This window comes from Micromonospora sp. CNZ295 (assembly GCF_004217535.1).
The window spans coordinates 4069653-4087278 of record NZ_SHKZ01000001.1 but is presented as its reverse complement, the minus strand read 5'-3'; the positions used below and the strand labels follow the sequence as shown (position 1 = coordinate 4087278).

10 protein-coding genes are annotated in these 17626 nt (G+C 70.1%); 6 read left to right on the top strand and 4 right to left on the bottom strand.

Annotated elements, in window-relative coordinates:
- The first annotated feature begins 6 nt into the window (after nucleotides 1–6).
- The 3 genes from EV376_RS19130 (at nucleotide 7) to EV376_RS19120 (ending at nucleotide 9805) form a co-directional block, all read left to right on the top strand.
- Nucleotides 7–6081 (top strand): tetratricopeptide repeat protein, encoded by a 6075-nt coding sequence (locus EV376_RS19130; protein WP_130325143.1) that lies wholly within the window; start codon nucleotides 7–9, stop codon nucleotides 6079–6081.
- A gap of 290 nt (nucleotides 6082–6371) precedes the next feature.
- The gene (locus EV376_RS19125; protein WP_130325142.1) at nucleotides 6372–8810 is read left to right on the top strand and encodes a M14 family zinc carboxypeptidase; all 2439 of its coding nucleotides are present in this window, start codon (nucleotides 6372–6374) and stop codon (nucleotides 8808–8810) included.
- Nucleotides 8811–8950: 140 nt separating this feature from the next.
- Nucleotides 8951–9805, top strand: coding sequence for a glycerophosphodiester phosphodiesterase family protein (locus EV376_RS19120; RefSeq protein WP_130325140.1), 855 nt, complete (start codon nucleotides 8951–8953; stop codon nucleotides 9803–9805).
- Nucleotides 9806–9813: 8 nt separating this feature from the next.
- On the opposite strand, the gene EV376_RS19115 is transcribed toward EV376_RS19120, so the two are convergent.
- The 3 genes from EV376_RS19115 to EV376_RS19105 are packed head-to-tail and all read right to left on the bottom strand — an operon-like array spanning nucleotide 9814 to nucleotide 13035.
- Nucleotides 9814–11223: an ABC transporter substrate-binding protein gene (locus EV376_RS19115; RefSeq protein WP_130325138.1), complete on the bottom strand. Its 1410-nt coding sequence runs from the start codon at nucleotides 11221–11223 to the stop codon at nucleotides 9814–9816.
- Between the two features lie 19 nt (nucleotides 11224–11242).
- On the bottom strand, nucleotides 11243–12073 hold the full coding sequence (locus EV376_RS19110; RefSeq protein ID WP_130325136.1) for a carbohydrate ABC transporter permease: 831 nt from the start codon (nucleotides 12071–12073) through the stop codon (nucleotides 11243–11245).
- Nucleotides 12070–13035, bottom strand: a complete 966-nt coding sequence (locus EV376_RS19105; RefSeq protein WP_207228212.1) for a carbohydrate ABC transporter permease — start codon at nucleotides 13033–13035, stop codon at nucleotides 12070–12072. Before EV376_RS19105 ends, EV376_RS19110 begins: the two co-directional genes overlap by 4 nt.
- A 157-nt stretch (nucleotides 13036–13192) precedes the next feature.
- Between EV376_RS19105 and EV376_RS19100 the strand changes: the two genes are divergently transcribed.
- Entirely contained in the window at nucleotides 13193–14134 is a 942-nt protein-coding gene (locus EV376_RS19100; protein WP_130325132.1) for an RNA polymerase sigma-70 factor, read from the top strand.
- A gap of 94 nt (nucleotides 14135–14228) precedes the next feature.
- Nucleotides 14229–15425, top strand: a complete 1197-nt coding sequence (locus EV376_RS19095) for an FAD-dependent oxidoreductase (RefSeq protein ID WP_130325131.1) — start codon at nucleotides 14229–14231, stop codon at nucleotides 15423–15425.
- 76 nt (nucleotides 15426–15501) lie between these two features.
- On the opposite strand, the gene EV376_RS30935 is transcribed toward EV376_RS19095, so the two are convergent.
- Entirely contained in the window at nucleotides 15502–16332 is an 831-nt protein-coding gene (locus tag EV376_RS30935; protein ID WP_486482695.1) for a hypothetical protein, read from the bottom strand.
- 290 nt (nucleotides 16333–16622) lie between these two features.
- Here EV376_RS30935 and EV376_RS19085 point away from each other — a divergent pair, with 290 nt between their 5' ends.
- Entirely contained in the window at nucleotides 16623–17198 is a 576-nt protein-coding gene (locus tag EV376_RS19085) for a hypothetical protein (RefSeq protein WP_130325129.1), read from the top strand.
- Nucleotides 17199–17626: the final 428 nt, after the last annotated feature.

The following is a 17626-nucleotide window of genomic DNA, read 5'->3' as shown; positions in this document are numbered from 1 at the left end:
GCGACCGTGCCGCTGACCGACGCCGCCGGGCAGTTGCTGGGCACCGCGTTCTTCATCGCGCCCGGCCTGGCCGTCACCGCCGCGCATGTCGTGGACCGTGCCGTCCAACGCCGGGTGTTCGCGCCCGACCGGCAGGGAATCGAACGGCCGCTGGTGGTACGCGTGCAACATCCGCCGACGGTCGCACCCGGCGTCGAGCCGTATCCGTTGCCCGATCTCGCGATTCTCGACGCCGCTCCCGGCACCTTCGAGGACACGCCCTGTGTCCTGATGGGTCACCCGGGGCCGGCGACGGAGTTGCTCGCCTTCGGCTACAGCAAGTCGATCGATCCACGCCACGCGTTCGCTCCCGACCTGGCCCGCCTCGAGTACGAGGGGATCATTCCGGTGCAGGGCGTGGACGTCATCAAAGTCAAACAGGCGACGGTGGATCCCGGCATGAGCGGCGGCCCCGTGCTCGATATCGCCGCCGGCGCTATCGTCGGCTACGTCAAGGCGACCCGCGGCGCCGGAAAGCCGTACGGCGCTTACGTCGTCGCCATGTCGGAGCTGCAGCGATACGAACACCCCACCTGGGGACTCAGCGAGCTCCATCACCGGGCGAACCCGACCTGGCAGGCGGCGAAGACGGGCGACTTCAAGGGCCCCGACCCGGTGGTCGCGACACGGGCGGTAGCCGAAGCCGTGATCCGCGAAGCGGAATCACGCCACGACGTACTGCCGGAGGGCGTCGACGCCGCAGCGCTGCACCAAACCATCTGGCTACGTCGCCGGCTACCGGACAGCGGCAAGCGCGACATGAGCGTGACCGACCTGTCGTTCCGCCAGCGTTGGCGCAGCCAACGCCCCCTGTCCGGGCTCACGGTCGTGTCCGGAGACCCGGGATTCGGGAAATCATGGCTCATCGCGCACCAGGCATCCCAGGTCGCGCGGCAGGCGCTGCATCACCTCGACGAGGGCGGATCGGTCGACGACTGCATCATCCCCGCCCGCCTCACCTGCGCAACCCTGGGCGACGACCGGGAGGGCGGCAGCGACGTCAGCAGCCTGGCGCGGACCCTGCTGACGGCCAACCTGTCGAGCGGCCTGACCGAGCAGAACGACGAGCGCGGTTATCTGGCGGCGGTGGAGCGCGCCCTGGTCGACGGCCGCATGCTCATCTGCCTCGACGGTCTCGACGAGATGCCGACCGGCCATCACCGACGTCTGAAGAGGAACCTGCTCACACTCCTCTCACTCAACAACGCGGTGCTGATGTGCTCACGACCGGCGGCATTGCCGATCATCGAGGAGATCGCGATCGGCAATCGTGAGGACTTCGAGTTGGTCGGGTTCACCCCCCGGGAGACGGTCAACTTCGTCCGGACCTGGTTGCGGGAGCGGCCGCAGTCGGCGGACTCGCTCCTGAGCTCGATCACCGACCGGGCCGAGCTGGCGCAGCTTGCCCAGGTCCCACTGCTGCTGTCGTTCCTCTGCCGGCTGGCCGACCCGCTCCAGCACCGCGACTACCGCAGGAGCACTCTCCCCCAGCTCTATCACGACGTCGCGCGCCACCTGCTGTCCGGACGCTGGCACGGCAACCGGGTGCCGGCGGAGAGCGAGGCGATGCCGGATCCGGTGCTGCGCATGCAGTTGCTCGCGGAGGTCATCGGGAACCTGCAGGACAGCTGGCGGGGAGGCACCGAGGACATCGTGAAAGCGGATCTTCGCGCCGCCATCCGGCGTCATCCCCACTACGACGCCGTGGCCGCCACGGCGGCCGTCCGGATGAGCGCCAACTCGGCGGCGAACCGGGCCCGGGCCGATGCCGTCGAGCCGGTGCTGTGGGAGTTCCTGTACGACGGCATCCTGGTGGAGGCCGCGGACGCCCCACTGCGCCCGACCGTACGGTTCATCCACCCGATCCTGCGCGAGATGCTGCTCGCCACCTATGTGCTGCACCTGCCACCAGACGGTCAACTCGCGTGCATCGATCGGCACCGCTGGCTCGACACCAGTTGGACGCGGGTCATCGTCGCCGCGGCCGCTCTGGTGCCCGATCCCGCGCCACTCGTTGCTCATATCATCTCCGAGGGCAACGACCCCTGGGTGACCCAGCGCACGCTGGCCGCCCAGGTCATCGCCGCGGCGCCCGCCTACGATGACGACACCACCGCTCAGGCGGTTCTCGACGCGATCCTGGCGGGCACCGAATCCCCGTTGGTGTTTGAACGGCGACGGGCCGTCAGCGCGCTGGGCACCCTGCTCCGATCCCGGTCACGCCGGCTACGAACATGGGCCCACCAGCGGATCGACGAGGCCGCTGACGTCCAGGAAGAACGGAAACAGGGCCACGGCGACGCGGCATCGGAAATCAGTTACGAGATCGTAGCGAGCCTCCTCGAAGCGCGGGACGAGGCTGCGGTACGAGTGGCGCGGGCCGTGGTTGTCGCACCGGGCTGCCCGCCGAATGTCCGGTTCCGGCTGATCGCCGGCCTGGTCGCGCTCAATACGCGTCAGGCCACCGACATGGTCCTCGGGATGCTGGAACGGAAGTCGGCGGCCCGGGAGGATCTGGCCGCGTTCCTGTCCGCGCTGCGCCCGCACGCCCATCTGGCGGTCGCCGCTGCCATTCGGTTGCTGCGCAATCGGCAGTTGGTCGTCACGGCGCGGGTCCAGGTCGGCCGGGCGCTGCTCGAGTGCGGCCCGGCTGGAGTCGACGGGGTGCGCGAGGTCGCCGACGACCGGACGATGACCTGGAGTATCAGGTGCCGCTTGTACGCCGAGATGCTCCGCGCCGCCGTGCCCGATGTCACGGCACCGGCACTGCGGCTCCTCGCAAACCCGTACCCGCAGTACAAGGATCGGGCGGAGCTCACCCTCGCACTTGTCGAGGACGGGGCCACCGAGGCGATTCCCGAGGCGGCGCTGCTGCTGAGCAACCCCTCCGTGCACTGGACGATGCGGGAGGCCCTCGCCAGAGCGCTGGCCCGACAGGGACGGGCGGGCCGGGACCTACTGGTGGCGCAACTCAACCACGGCGCTATCGATCTCGACCTCAAGGTCCGGCACATCTGCGCCCTGGTCGAGGTACGCGACCCGCACGGAAGCAACGCAGCGTTGCACCTGCACAGCGACCGGGGAGTGCACAAATGGATCCGGATGCGGATGGCCGAGGTACTGCTCCGGTACAACGCGGGGCTCGCCGACGAGGAGTCCCTCATCGAGCTCGCCTCCGCCCAGGAACATCCGGCGCAGTCGCGCGTGGACCTGGTCACCGACATGATCCGGCACGGGTTCCCCGCGGCGGAGAACCTCATGATGAACCTCGTGCGTGACGGCCAGGAGGACAGCTTCCTGTCCTGGCCGGACATCTTCATGCGGCTGGCCGAGAGTGGCGACGCCGGCCAGCGATGTCTGGAGGCGGTCGCGCGGGCTCCGGAGCTGGACTGGGCCTTGCGCTGCGAGGCGCTGCTGAGTCTCGGCAAGACCCTGGGCGGCGGCGCCCTGTCGGCGGCCACCGAGGAGGTCGCCCACGAGATGCCGACCATGTGGCGCAACCGGCTCGTCCTCGGCCTCGCTCGCGCCGGAGTCGCCCCCGACCTGGATGCGTTCGACGCGCTGGCGCGACGGCAGCACGGCGGCTATCCGATCATCTTCGAGTTCCTGCAGCGCGCGCCCGTGGACCGCAGTGTCGTCGAGCGTCTGCTGACCACGGCACGGGGGCTGCAGGACGGCGGGACGATCGAGGACGACTCGCCCGAGCTCCCCGGCATCGTCATCGACCGGGATCTGCTCACCGAACTCGGTCTCGCGGTCCGCTCGGAGGCGGAGGCACGCCAGCACGCGCAGTGGTTCTACGACACCATGGAGATGCGGGTCGGCAAGCGGCTGGCCCAGCTGATGCTCGACGAGCAACGCGACGAGTTCGAGAGTTACGTCGAGGCCGAGGATGAGGTCGCCGCCCTCGATTTCCTGGAGACGTCGTTCCCCGAGTACCGGCAGGTCGTTCGGGAAATCTTCGCCGACCTGAAGGCCGAGGTACGGGACGGGAGGCTGAGGCCGCCGGAGCCGGTCGACCACAGCGTGCTGGACAGCATCTCGAAGGTCGCGTCGGTCCTGTCCGAGTGGATCACCTACGCGGAGACCCGGCGGTGGACGGCGTGGCGGGTGTTCACGGCCAAGAACGCGATGCTGATCGGTTCCGATCTCGCGCGGGGCATACTCCGGCTGAGCATCGCGGTCGACCCCCTGTGGGGCCCACACGAGGCGGCGCTGTGGGTCGCCGAACGTGTGGCGAGCGGTGACCCGGACAGCAACCTGCTCCACGATTCGGCTGCGCTGCTCGACTGGCTCAAGGGCCGGTTCGACAACGACGACTTCACCGCGCTCTATCTCGGTGGTGCGTACGCCGTCCTCCGATACCCGGAGCATGAGTTCAGCGGGTGGTACGCCGCCGTCGGCGCGCAACAGAACGACCACCACGAGCTGGCCCTCAGGCTGGTGCGGCAGGCGGGTGAAACCCGACCGCCCGGCGAGCGTGAGGACGGCGTCACGATCCTGGAACACTTCCGGTCCAAGCTCGGGTGGAGCGAGCAGATCGCCTCGGCGTTCCGCACCGCGTACCAGGAAGGCCTGCGGGGCTCGCTCGCCGATCACGAGCGCGCGGTGGAACGGCAACCAGACTCCGCGCAGTACCAGTTCAACCTCGGTATCGCGCTGCAGCAGAGTGGACGGCACAACGACGCGGTGGAAGCGTACCGACGTGCGGTCGCCCTGGAGCCGCATGTCGCCATCCGCCATCGTGCTCTCGCCGGGGCGTTGGATGCGGCCGGCCGGTCCGCCGAAGCCCTGGAGACCATCACGTTCACCCTGGCCATGGACCGGTCCGATCCCGTCGCCCACGCGATCCACGGCGCCATCCTCGACCGGCTCGGCCGCGAGGAGGACGCCGTGGTGGCGCTCCGCCAGGCACACGAGCTGGCTCCGTCCAACCCGCTCTACCTCACGAATCTCGGCCGCGTGCTGCGTCGCCTCGGGCGCCTCGACGAGGCGGTGGACGCGTACCGGAAGGCGGTCGAACGCAATCCCCATGACGCGAATCGCCGCGGCATGCTCGCCGAGACGCTCCACGCGGCCGGGCGTTCCGAGGAGGCCCGGTACGAGATCAGCAAGGCTGTGGAACTCGATCCCGCCGGCCATGAAACACACGGGATGCACGGCTACATCCTCAGCAGTCTGGGCCGTCACGAGGAGGCGGTCGTCGCCTACAAGGAGGCGCTCCGGATCGCCCCGGAGAATCCCGTCTACCTGACCAACCTCGGACTCAAGCTGGGAGCCCTGCACCGCCACGACGAGGCGATCGCGCTCGGCCGTGAAGCCGTCGAACACCGACCTGACGCGAGCGTCGGCTACCAGGTGCTCACCGAGGCGCTCCGCGCCGCTGGCCACTTCGAGGAGGCCGCAACCACGATCACCACCGGCATCGACGTCGATCCCGACGACTACCGGTCGCACTGCATGGCCGCCATCGTGTTCAACAACATGGGCCGGTACGCGGAGGCTCTGGAGGCACTCACCCGGGCCGCGACGATCAACCCCACATCCAGCCTGGTCAAGGCCAACCGGGGCGAGGCTCTCCTGTTGTGCGGCCGCGTGGAGGAGGCGGCGGTGGAGCTGCGGGAGTCGATCCGCCTGGGCGCGCCCAGCCCTATTGAGTCCGATGTGTTGCTCGCCGTAGCCGTCCATTCCGTCGACCGGGACGAGAGCGTGACGCTGGCAGGACAGGCACTGACCCACGGCGTCGACAACGGCATCACGCCCTTCCGACGCGCCGAGTTCCGCGCCATAGCCTTCCTGATCGCCGGAGACCCCGACCGCGCGATCGCGGAACTCCGTGCCGCGGCACCCCTGCTCCAGCCAACTGACGTGCTGCAAACGCCGTTGTACGACCAACTACGGACGATCGCCCCGGAGGCCGTCGAGGCGCTGCTGGACTCCTGGCCGAACGGCGTCACGCCCGATATCGTGCGACCACCCGCGCCCCGCTCCGGAGACCTCACCGATCGGTCAGAACCAACGGAGGTCAGTGGGGACGAATGATGGCCTCCGTCGGCGGTCGACCCGCAAGGCCGGGCGTCGGACCTCCGGGGCACGGGCGGTCGCCGCGGCCGGCTAGCCGTCGAAGCCGGCCGCTCACGGCCGCCCGTCATGTCGGCGTTGGGCGCAATTGGGGCGGTAGTTGTCTCAGGAGTTCCTCAAGAGTGAGTCACTCGCCTGACCAGGCACGACGATGATCGTAGTCTCGCCCGACAGGTGGAACCCGAGCCGGAATCCGGCCGTGGAGGACGTGCGCGTCCGCCCATCTCCGTGCCCCCGACGGAAGTTTGCCCATGGGATCGCAGTTCACAGTCAAGCGGTGGCTCCGGCGCACCGCCATCCTCATGACCGCCCTCCTCGTACCCCTTTCTTCGGTGGCCGCGGCGCCGGCGGCGGCCGCGGACGCCCCGCCGCACGCCATCGACTTCCGGGGGCAGACCCCCGGCGCGCCACCCGCCGGCTGGTCCAGCGTGTGGCGCAACTCCGAGTACCTGGTCCAGACGGATCCGGCCCGGCTCGTCCACCGGGCCACGACCTCCGGCCGGCAGGCGTTGAGCCCGGACGTCGTGGGCGAGGTCAGCGGGGACGTCGAGGTCTCGGCTCTGGTACGGATCTTCTCGACCTCGGGTACACAGAACGTCCTGCTCCTGCACGCCGGCGGCGCGGCGGGCGCGGAGAACGCGTACTACGTGGACTTCCGTGGCGAGTCGGGTAGCGCGAGGTACCGCATCAACCGCTACCACAACGGCGTCTTCAGCACCCTGCGCAACGGCCCGAACCTGGCCGCCGCGCCGGTGCCGAACATGTGGTACCAGACGGTGCTGCAGCGCCAGCAGAACGTGCTGCGGTTCAAGGTGTGGCCGTACGGCGCCGACGAGCCGGCCGGCTGGATGATCGAGGTCACCGACTCCGTGCACCAGAGCGGCCGGATCGGGGTCGGGCACACCACCGGCGGCGACACGGTGACCGAGTGGGCGTACCTGGGCGTGGCGACCGCCGGCAGCGCCCCGCGCGCCCCGGACGGGATCGTCGCCAAGCCGGTCGTCCCCGGCCCGCCGTCGGTCGAGAGCCGCCCGATCGCCAAGCAGATCTCCATCGGGTGGGCCGAGGTCGACGGCGCGAACTGGTACGAGGTCGAGCGGGACGGCAAGCTCATCGCGTCGCCCTGGACCCTGGCCGCGTACGCCGACCCGCTGGTCGCCCCCGGCGCGGCGGCCCGCTACCGGGTGCGTGGGGTGTCGGCGCTGCTCGGCCCCGGGACGTGGTCCCAACCGTTCGTGGTCACCGCTCCGCCGAACGCCTTCGCGGACACCCCCACGCCGTTCGAGGCCAGTGGCGGGCAGCTGACGACGTACGCGCAGGAACAGCAGTTCCTCGCCGACATCGACACGCGGTCGGAGCGGGTCGCCGTCGACCGGATCGGGACCAGCGTGGAAGGGCGGCCGATCCAGCTGGCCCGCATCGGCTACCCGACGGCCCCCGACGAGCAGGAGATCCGCCAGCGCCCGACCCTCTTCGTGAACTGCACCGTCCACGGCAACGAATGGACGCCGCGTGAGTCGTGCCTGGGGTTCATCCGCGATCTCGCGCTGACCGAGGATCCCGCCGTCACCAGGGTGCTGGCCGAGCACGCCGTACTCGTGAACCCGACGGCCAACCCGGACGGACGCTTCGCGGGACGGCGCGAGAACGCCCAGGGTCTCGACGTCAACCGTGACTACCTCGCATTGCAGTCCCCGGAGGCGCGGGCGGCGGTCGAGGTGCTGAACCGCTACCAGCCGGAGGTCGTGCTCGACGGCCACAACTGCTGCGATCACTCGGTGGTCCCGAACTGGGCCCAGCACCCGAACGTCGGCCAGCCCGTCCAGGACCACGCGCAGGCCCTCGTGCAGGAGGCGCTGATCGGCGGTGCCACCACCGTCGGCTACACCGCCCAGCGGTCGACGCTGGCGACCCGTGGCGACGCGACCATCATGCGCAACTACTCCGGGCTGCGTAACACCCTGGGCCTGCTCAACGAGGTGCGCTCCGGGGCCATCGCCGGGCGGCTCGAGGAGCAGACCGGCGACCCGAACCGGACGTTGAACCTGCGCCACCGGGCCGTCCGCGCCTTCGACTTCGTGCTCGACGCGACGTTGCGGCACTTCACCCGGCACAGCGCCGACATCAGCACCGCCATCGCGCAGTCGACCGCCGAGGCGAAGGCCGGCCAGGGCACCGTCTACCTCGACGAGAACGGGACCCGGCCGCTGGAGACCAACGTCTGCGGCTACCTGCTTCCGGCCGAGCAGTACGACACGCAGCTCGCCGAGTTGCTGCGTACGCACCGGATCGCGGTGCGGGAACGGCCCGACGGCGTCGCGGTGTCCCTGGCGCAGGCGCACCGCCGGATGATCCCGCTGCTCCTCGACGCGCGGGCGGACACCGTGGTCGCTGACGCGCAGCCTCGCTCGTACTGTGCGTCCGGCGACCCGCGCCTGGCCCCGGCGCGGGAACTGCTCGCCGAGCTGGTCGACGGCCGCCGGGTGGCCGAGCCGACCGCCTCGACGGTGGCTTCCCGCTTGGAGGTGGTGGAGAACCTGCTCAATGGGCCAGGGGCCAACGCCGCTCGCCCGGTGCTCGCCGCCTTGATCCGTCAGGTGGAGAACGTCGAGCGGGACAGCTCGGACCCGGCGGCGCTGACGGACCTCGCCGAGGAACTACGGCGTTCGCTCGCCGCGATCCAGGGCTGACAACGGCGTCAGTCCGGTTCGGTCCCGCCCGGCATGAATGTCGGGCGGGACCGGAGCCAACTCCTCGTCGCCGACGGGCGGTCGCCCGCCCGATCCTGAGTGGGACAGCCGCCGTCACCCCCCTACCACGGAGTTCCTGAATGAACACGAATCCGGCATCGAGGCGGGGCGCCGCGACGTACGCGCACCGGGGATCGTCGGGCCTGGCACCGGAGAACACCGCGGCCGCCTTCGAGCTCGCGATCGCCGACGGCGCCGACTACATCGAGACCGACGTGCAGCTCAGCGCCGACGGGGAGCTGGTGCTCATCCACGATGTGACGCTCGCCCGCACCACCGACGCAGCGCTGGTGTTTCCGGACCGCGCACCCTGGAACGTGCGCGACTTCACCGTGGCCGAACTGAAGAAACTCGACGCCGGGGCGTGGTACGACGCGGACTTCGCCGGCCAGCAGATCCTCACCCTCGACGAACTGCTCGACCTGATCGGAGACCGGGTCGGCCTGAACCTCGAGCTGAAGTCGCCCGCCGTGCATCCCGGGCTGGCGCGGGCGGTCGTCGCTCGGCTGCGCCGGCGTCGCGACCGGATCGAGCCGGGCGACCGCCTGCAGCCGCTGATCGTCGGGTCCTTCGACGAGCAGGCGCTCCGGGACTTCCACCCGCAGCTGCCCGATGTCCCGGTCTCGCTGATCAGCTACGACGTGCCGGCGGGCGGGCAGCTGACCGAACTCGCCGGGTGGATCTTCTCGGTCAACCCGGACATCCGCCGACTGCGGCCCGAGGAGGCGGCCCGCGTCATCGAGGCGGGCATGACCCTGGTGCCGTGGACGGTCAACTCGCCGGAGCTCTGGCGGTGGGCCCTGGACCTCGGCGTCGAAGGCATGATCACCGACTACCCGTACGCCCTGAGGACCATGCTGCACGGCCCCATCGACGAAGCGGGGCCGGCTCCGACGGAGCCGGCCCCGCTTCCCGAGGTGTCCCCTCGGCGGTGACGCTGTGGTCAGCTGACCGACTTGTTGTAGCTGTCGATCGCGGCCTGCACGCTCGCCGCGGCGTCCTTCATGGCCTGGTCGGCCGGCTTGCTACCGACGATCGCCGCCTCCAGGCCGTCCTCCGACGCCTTGCGCGCCTGCGGCATCACGCCGAGCAGGCAGCCGGCCGACGCGACCGACGGCGGCAGCGCGTGCAGCTGGTCCACGGCGGTCTTGAACTGCGGGTACTGCGCCACCCAGTCCTTGTCGATCTGCTCGTCGAGCGCCTTGGCGTTGACCGGCACGTACCCGGTGCCGGTGTGCCACTTGGCCTGCTGGGCCGGGGTCAGGGCGAACTTCACGAACTCCCAGGCGGCCCGCTTCTCCTTGTCGCTGTGCCCGACGCCGTTGATCCACAGCGAGGCGCCGCCGATGATCGGCCCGCCCGTCGAGGCGGCGCTCGCCTTCGGGTACGGCGCGGTGAGCACGGTGAACTTGCCCTTGGCCGCCTCGATGTAGCCGCGCATGGCGCCGGTGGACTCCAGGTGCATCGCCACCGTGCCGGCCTTGAAGGCGGCCTGGGCGTCGTCGGTCTTGCGGCCGGTGTTCGTCGCGTAGCCGCCCTTCACCAGGTCCGCCCACCACTGTGCGACGCGCACGCCGGTCTCCTGGTCGAACTGCACCTTCGTGGCCAGGCCCTTGCGGCCGTTGCCGTTGTCGCAGTACTCCTTGCCGTCGGTGGCGATCAGCTGCTCCACCAGCCAGCCGTAGATGGCGGCGCCGAAGCCGTACTGGACGGTCTTGCCGCCGGCGTCCTTGACGGTCAGCTTCTTCGCCATCTCCCCGATCTCGTCGAGGTTCTGCGGCGGCTTCGCGGGGTCGAGGCCGGCCCGGACGAAAGCCTCCTTGTTCAGGTACAGCAGCGGGGTGGACGTGTTGAACGGCATCGACTGCAGCTTGCCGTCGATCGAGTAGTAGTTGGCGATGTTCGGTTCGATGTCGCCCGCGTTGAACTTGTCCTTGTCGATGAACTTGTGCATCGGCACGGTCTGCTTGGAGTCGACCATGAAGCGGGAGCCGATGTCGTAGATCTGCACCAGCGCCGGAGTGCTCTTCTGCTGCACCGAGGCCTTGTACTTGGCGATGGTCTCGTCGTAGTTGCCCTGGTAGATGGGCTTGACCTCGACCTTGCCACCGCTCTGGGCGTTGAACTCGGCGACCAGCTTGTCGATCGCCTCGGCGTTGGCGCCCTTCATCCCGTGCCAGAACTCGATGGTGGTCTTGTCGGTGGCCTTCTCGAGCACCTCCGCGCCGGGCGCCTCGAGGGCGTCCTGACCGGAATCGGTGCCGGACCCGGAACCACCGCACGCGGTCAGCGCGGCGGCGGCTACCAGGGCGACGAATGCCGTCATTGCCCGGCGGGGCTTGAGTTGTCTCACCAGTTCTCCTCTTGACGAATTAACGCAGCGCGCCGGCGGTGAGGCCGCGGACGATGTAGCGCTGGCCGAAGAGCACGACGGCCAGCGTGGGAAGCAGGGACAGCGCGACGCCGGCGAGGACGAGGCCCGGTTGCGCCGCCTCGGCGTCGTTGAGCTGGGAGATGCCGATCTGCAGGGTCTGGTACTCGGAGTCGCGGATCAGGATCAGCGGCCAGAAGTACTGGTTCCACGCCGACAGGAAGACATAGACCCCGACCGCCGCGATCGACGGCTTGGACAGCGGCACGATGACCCGCCACAACAGGCGCCAGTGCCCGCACCCGTCGATCACCGCGGCGTCCCGCAGCTCGCTCGGGAACTGCAGGAAGGCCTGGCGCAGCAGGAACGTGCCGAACGCCGAGGCGAGGAAGGGCAGCACGAGACCGAGGTAGGTCAACCCGCCCCGCGCCAGCCCCCAGCCGGAGATGGCCAGGTAGTTGGGGATGATGATCGCTTCCCACGGCACCATGAGGGTGGCCAGGAACAGGCCGAACGTCGCCGCCTTCGCCGGCAGGCGGAGGAAGGCGAAGGCGTACGCGGCCAGGATGCTGGTGACGATCTGCGCCACCGTGATGGCCCCGGCCTGGACCGCCGAGTTGACGTAGAAGCGGCCGAGCGGCACCGAGCGGAAGACGTCGGTGATGTTCTGCCAGTACAGCTGGTGCGGCACCAGCGCGGGCGGGTAGGTCGCCAGGTCACCGGGGCCCATCACGGCGCCGACGAAGCCGTAGTAGATGGGGAACAGGACCGGGATCAGGAACAGGCCGAGCACGACGTAGACGGCGGCCTGCCCGAAACGGAACTTTTTCATCGGTAGTGGACCCGCCGCTCGAGGATGCCGAACTGGACAGCCGTACAGCCGAGCATGACGATCAGCAGCACCACGGCCTGGGCGCTGGCTGACCCGAAGTCGGAGGACCCGAAGGCGAACGCCTTCTCGTAGATCGAGTAGACCAGCGTCGTCGTGGCCTGGTCGGGGCCGCCCTTGGTCAGGATGTGGATCTGTCCGAAGCTCTGCAACGCGTGGATCGTGGACACCACGACCAGGAAGAACAACTGCGGGGAGAGCAGCGGAACGGTGATCCGGGACGCCAGCCGCCAGCCGGTCGCACCGTCCAGCCGCGCCGCCTCGACCACCTCGGGTGAGATCGCCGCGACGCCGGCGGAGAGCACGAGGACGTTGTAGCCGAGGTTCATCCACACCGTCGCGGCGCAGACGGCGGGTAGCGCGATCGCCGGATCGGTGAGCCAGTTGACCCGGTCGATCCCGAAGGATCCGAGCACCCCGTTCGCCACGCCGATCGCGGGGTTGTAGATGACGGCGAAGACGACCGACGCGGTCGCGACCGAGAACGCGAACGGCAGCGCGAACGCGGTGCGCAGCACCCGTACGCCGCGGATGCGTGCCTCCAGCAGCAGCACCACGAAGAGCGCGCCCAGGACGGCCGGCACCACGGAGAACAGCGTGAACAGGCCCGTCGTGGCCAGCACCTTGCCGAACTCGGCGGACAGCATCTCCCGGTAGTGCTCGGCGCCGACGTACACCGACGGCGCTCCGAAGAGGTCGTTGCCGTGCACGGACAGGTACAGCGTCCGCCCCAGCGGCCAGAACACGAACAGCGCGAAGACCACGACCGACGGCAGCAGCAGCAGCCAGCCGAGGCCGGATTCGGCGAAGCGCGCCGGCTTCCCTTTCCGGGCGGTGGAGCGGGGGGACTCCGAGGTCGGTGCGGGGCCATCCGGTGGGGCGGTGACCGTGGGAGGGGGATGCACGGGCAGCACAGTACCAACGGCATCGGCCGAAAGAAATCCTTCCATGCAGCACCCGGAGCTGGAAGTTCTTTCCACAACCAGCCGTCTTCCCCACCCGTGACCAGTGCGTCGTCACCATCCCGAGATCGGTGCCCGGCGCGCGGCCTAGGATCGAGCCATGCCCTGGAGCGCGAACGACGTCGACCGGTTCGAGGCCGCCAGACCGCGCCTGGCGGCCATCGCCTACCGCCTCCTCGGTTCCGTCGCGGAGGCCGAGGATGCCGTGCAGGAGACGTTCCTGCGCTGGCAGGCCGCCGACGTCGACCGCGTCGAGGTGCCCGAGGCCTGGCTGACGAAGGTCCTCACCAACCTGTGCCTCAACCAGCTCACCTCCGCGCGGGCTCGCCGCGAGACCTACGTCGGCCAGTGGCTTCCCGAGCCGCTGCTCGCTGGGGACCCGATGCTCGGCCCGGCCGACACCGCCGAGCAGCGCGAATCGGTCTCGTACGCGGTCCTCGCCCTCCTTGAGCGCCTCTCCCCCAACGAGCGGGCGGTGTACGTGCTGCGGGAGGCCTTCGACTACCAGCACCGGGAGATCGCCGAGATCCTCGACCTCACCGAGGCCGCCAGCCAGCAGATCTTCCACCGCGCCAAGAAGCACGTCGCAGGCGGCAAGACCCGTACCGAGATCGACGCCGCTGCCGCCCGGCGGGTCGTCGAGGAGTTCCTGACGGCCGCCGCCAGCGGCCAGGTCGACCGGCTCGTACGCCTGCTCACCGAGGACGCCGTCTCGGTCGGCGACGGCGGCGGGAAGGTCCCGGCCCGCGCCAAGGCGTTCGAGGGCGCGGTCGCGGTCGCGAAGTTCCTGCGGGGCCTGTTCAAACCGAGCGAGGGCAAGCGCGCCATCTTCGGCGGCCAAGCCGAGGTCTACGCCTGGAGCGCCAACGGCGAGCCCGCCGTCGTCGCCGTCGTGGACGGCCGCGTCGTCGGGGTCATGTGCCTGGAGGTCACCGCCGAGGGCATCGCCGCGGTCCGCAACCAGGTCAACCCCGACAAGCTCGAACGCGCGACCGCGCGCTGGGCGGCCACCGACCACGGGGAGCCCCTGTTCACCCTCTGACCGCCCTGTGAGGTGCTTCATATCGCGTTCCTGTCAGGAAACGGCGGGCGGCCCGGTTCAGGTGGCACAACCGCGGCAGGACAGGAGCAGGGAAATGCAGCACCGCATCGTCGTTCTGGGGGCCGGGTACAGCGGGGCCTTCGCCGCCGGTCGCCTCGCCAAGCGGCTCCGTCGCGAGGACGTCGCCGTCACCCTCGTCAACGCCGAGCCCGACTTCGTCGAACGCGTCCGCATGCACCAGCTGGCGACCGGCCAGGGCCTCAAGCCCCGGCCGCTCAGCGAGATGTTCGCCGGCACCGGCGTCGAACTGCGGCTCGCGAAGGTCACCGGCGTCGACGTCGACCGCAGGACCGTCGCCATCGCCGGCGCGAGCGGTGCCGAGGAACTCGCCTACGACACGCTGGTCTACGCCCTCGGCAGTGGCTGGAACGCGGCCGGCGTCCCCGGGACCGCCGAGCACGCGTACGAGATCACCAGCCGGCCCGGAGCGCTCCGGCTGCGCGAACGCCTGGCCCGCCTCGACGCCGGCCAGACCGTGGTGGTCGTCGGCGGCGGTCTCACCGGCGTGGAGGCCGCGACCGAGATCGCCGAGGCCCGCCCGGACCTCGACGTCGCGCTCGCCGTGCGCGGCGGCCTCGGCGACTGGCTCTCCCCCAAGGGCCGCGAGCACCTGCGGAAGGTCGCCGGCAAGCTCGGGATCACCGTGTACGAGCACACCGCCGTCACCGGTGTCGAGGCCGACCGCGTCACCACCGCCGGCGGCACCGCCATCCCCGCCGCGGTCACCGTGTGGACCACCGGCTTCGCGGTCCACCCGATCGCGAAGACGACCGCTCTGGAGATCAACGGCATCGGTCAGATCGTCGTCGACGGGACCATGCGCTCGGTCTCCCACCCCGACGTGTACGCCGTCGGCGACGCGGCCATGGCGATGGGCCCCGGGGACAAGCCGCTGCGGATGTCGTGCGCCTCGGGAGGTCCGACCGCGTGGCAGGCCGCCGACGCGATCGTGGCGCGTCTGACCGGCGGGAAGCTGCCGAACCTGCCGATCCGCTACTTCAACCAGTGCATCTCGCTGGGCCGCAAGGAGGGTCTGATCCAGTACGTCACCGCCGACGACCGCGCCAAGCGGGCGGCCCTGACCGGACGGCTCGCCGCCGTCTACAAGGAAGTGGTCTGCAAGAGCGCGGCCTGGGGCGTCGCCCACCCGACGCTCGGGCTGCCGGCCCGGCGCCGCCGCGTTGTGCAGGAGCGGGCCGGCGCAGGCTCGGCCATCAAGACGCTGGCGTAGGGGCACGATGCGGAGCGGGTGCCCTCGATGGGAAGGCGCCTGCGTCGGATGCGCCTGGCGTTTCCGTGGCTCGGACTCAACGGCGTCGCTTGTTCAGACTTGGCAGGCCGCCGGACACGGTCCGGACGGTGCCGTCCGGGTTGCTGCGGCCCGGCTTCTGCAGGGCCTCGGTGACCCGCCGCCCGGCCAGGTCGGAGGCACTCAGGTTGACCACGACCCGATCCGCCGCCTGCCAGCTCCGCAGGCGGGCCAACGCCTGCCGGCTGTCGGCGAAGCCGGTCAACGCACGGATCGCCGGCATCGCCCTGGCCGGGTCAGCAAGCAGGAGTTGGGCGACATCGGCGGGGCTCAGCTTGCGCGGGATGGTGTTGCCCACCGGAACGAGAGACGCGTGGATCTCTCCGTTCTGCTGCCACAGCCAGACCGACCGCTTGCCGTCGCCGGCCCGCATCATCGGAGTAGTCGCGCTGTGCGGCGGGGCTTCCCGGGTCGGACCGGCGGTGGCTGGCGGCGCCGCCGGCCTGGCCGCCAGGTGGGCTTGCAGAGCGGCCAGCGGCTGCACCCGTCGCCGCGCCTGTGCCGGAACGTCGGCAGCCGGGCGGGGCGGGACGTCCCCTTCCTGGGGCGGTTCGGTCGGTGCCCCTTGCCGTTCCCGCACGAACCAGCCGGCGATCTCCCACTGCTCGGGCGTGAACCGGACCGGGATGACCTCGGTCAGGTGCGGTGCCGACGGGTCCTGAACGGTGACCTGCCCGCGCCGCTTCGCATGGTCGGCCACGGTGAGCGACCCGATGTGAAGAACCGTGGCCAGCGGTATCCACCGGACCTGCGCCTTCAGCCACGGCAGCCACCGCCCACGCCGGACGACAAGTTGCCCGTCCTCGAACCAGGCATCCCAGCGTGCCACCTTGACCACCTCCCGTGCTGCGCACGTTAGCCGCCTGATGATCACGACCGCACTCGGCAGGTTGGGCAGTTGGAAAGACGGATCGTCGGGTTGCGTCAGCGACGCAGGCGACGTGAGCACTCTCCGTACCGTCCGCCCACCGGGGGCCACCCTTGGCCTGCTCGGACTGGCAGCAGGCAGCGCGTCGCCGACGGCGGCGGTTACGGACGCTCATCTCGGAGTCACCGGGTCGAGCCAGGGGTCCGCGGCACGTTGCCAGCAGCCCGACTAGCCTGGCACACTCCCCCGCCGTGACGATCTTGCCTTCCCGAGCAGCGCTGATCGCAGCTGCCAGCGCCACAGTGCCCGTCCTGCTGCTAAGCGGCTGTGCCAGCGACGATGAGCCGGCGGCTGCGGTACCGGCCGGCCTGATGCACACTGTGCCGGCCGACCTTTGCGACCGCATCGACTACACGCTTGCCAACCCGGCCTTCCGCGAGGCGATGCCGACGCCCCCGACGGACCATGACCGGGGCCCCAACTTCCGATGCGTCCAGGGATTCTTCGGCGGTGACGGGTACGCGGGCGGGTTCGTGTTTGTGAGCGTGCAGACGTTCGACAGCAGGGACGCAGCGCGCACCGGGTTCGAGCAGAGCGCCCCTGCTAGCGCGGCCCAACCCTTCGAGGGCGGCTCCGACATCGCGGCGGATGCCGTACGCTACCAGGAGGTCTCCGGGGATACGATGGTTGAGGTACTGGACGCCAACGTGATCGTGGAGGTCCGGTTAGGTGCGCCAACCCCGGTGAGTGACGAGCAGGCCCCGCACCTTCCGCCGGCATCAGTGAAGATCGCAATCCAGGCGTTGGAACTCATCCGCGCGGCGTAACCCAGCTCGAGATCGCAGGCCCTCGCTCGCTGCTGGCATTCGAGGGATCCCGGTGTCTCATCTCGTTCGGACAACGCCCGACGAGATCCCCCACGCAAGCCGGAGAAGCGGACGTCGCTCGCCGTGTTCGCGGAGCGGGGGCAAACCGAAAGCCAAGGAAACGGTCAACGGCGGAGCCGGCGAGAGCACTCGCCGTCGTGGTCGGCGGCGACAACGGGCAGGTGGACCACGTACCGTCCACTCGCCGGCGGCCGTCCTCGGCCTGCTCGGACGCCACCGGCGCAGCCCCACCTTGATCCGCAGAGTCTCCCGTCGGCTCTAGACGTCGTAGACGGCGACCCGGTCGAGGAAGACGTACACCTCGTCAAAGTTCAGGCCGCGGCGTCCGAGCCGGGCTGCCGGGAAGCGACGCTGGCCGGTCCGAGCCG

Excerpts from the sequence above, each read along its gene's own strand:
- EV376_RS19125 (WP_130325142.1), top strand. The coding sequence starts at position 6,372 with ATGGGATCGCAGTTCACAGTCAAGCGGTGGCTCCGGCGCACCGCCATC.
- EV376_RS19120 (WP_130325140.1), top strand. The coding sequence starts at position 8,951 with ATGAACACGAATCCGGCATCGAGGCGGGGCGCCGCGACGTACGCGCAC.
- EV376_RS19110 (WP_130325136.1), bottom strand. The coding sequence starts at position 12,073 with ATGAAAAAGTTCCGTTTCGGGCAGGCCGCCGTCTACGTCGTGCTCGGC.
- EV376_RS19100 (WP_130325132.1), top strand. The coding sequence starts at position 13,193 with ATGCCCTGGAGCGCGAACGACGTCGACCGGTTCGAGGCCGCCAGACCG.
- EV376_RS19095 (WP_130325131.1), top strand. The coding sequence starts at position 14,229 with ATGCAGCACCGCATCGTCGTTCTGGGGGCCGGGTACAGCGGGGCCTTC.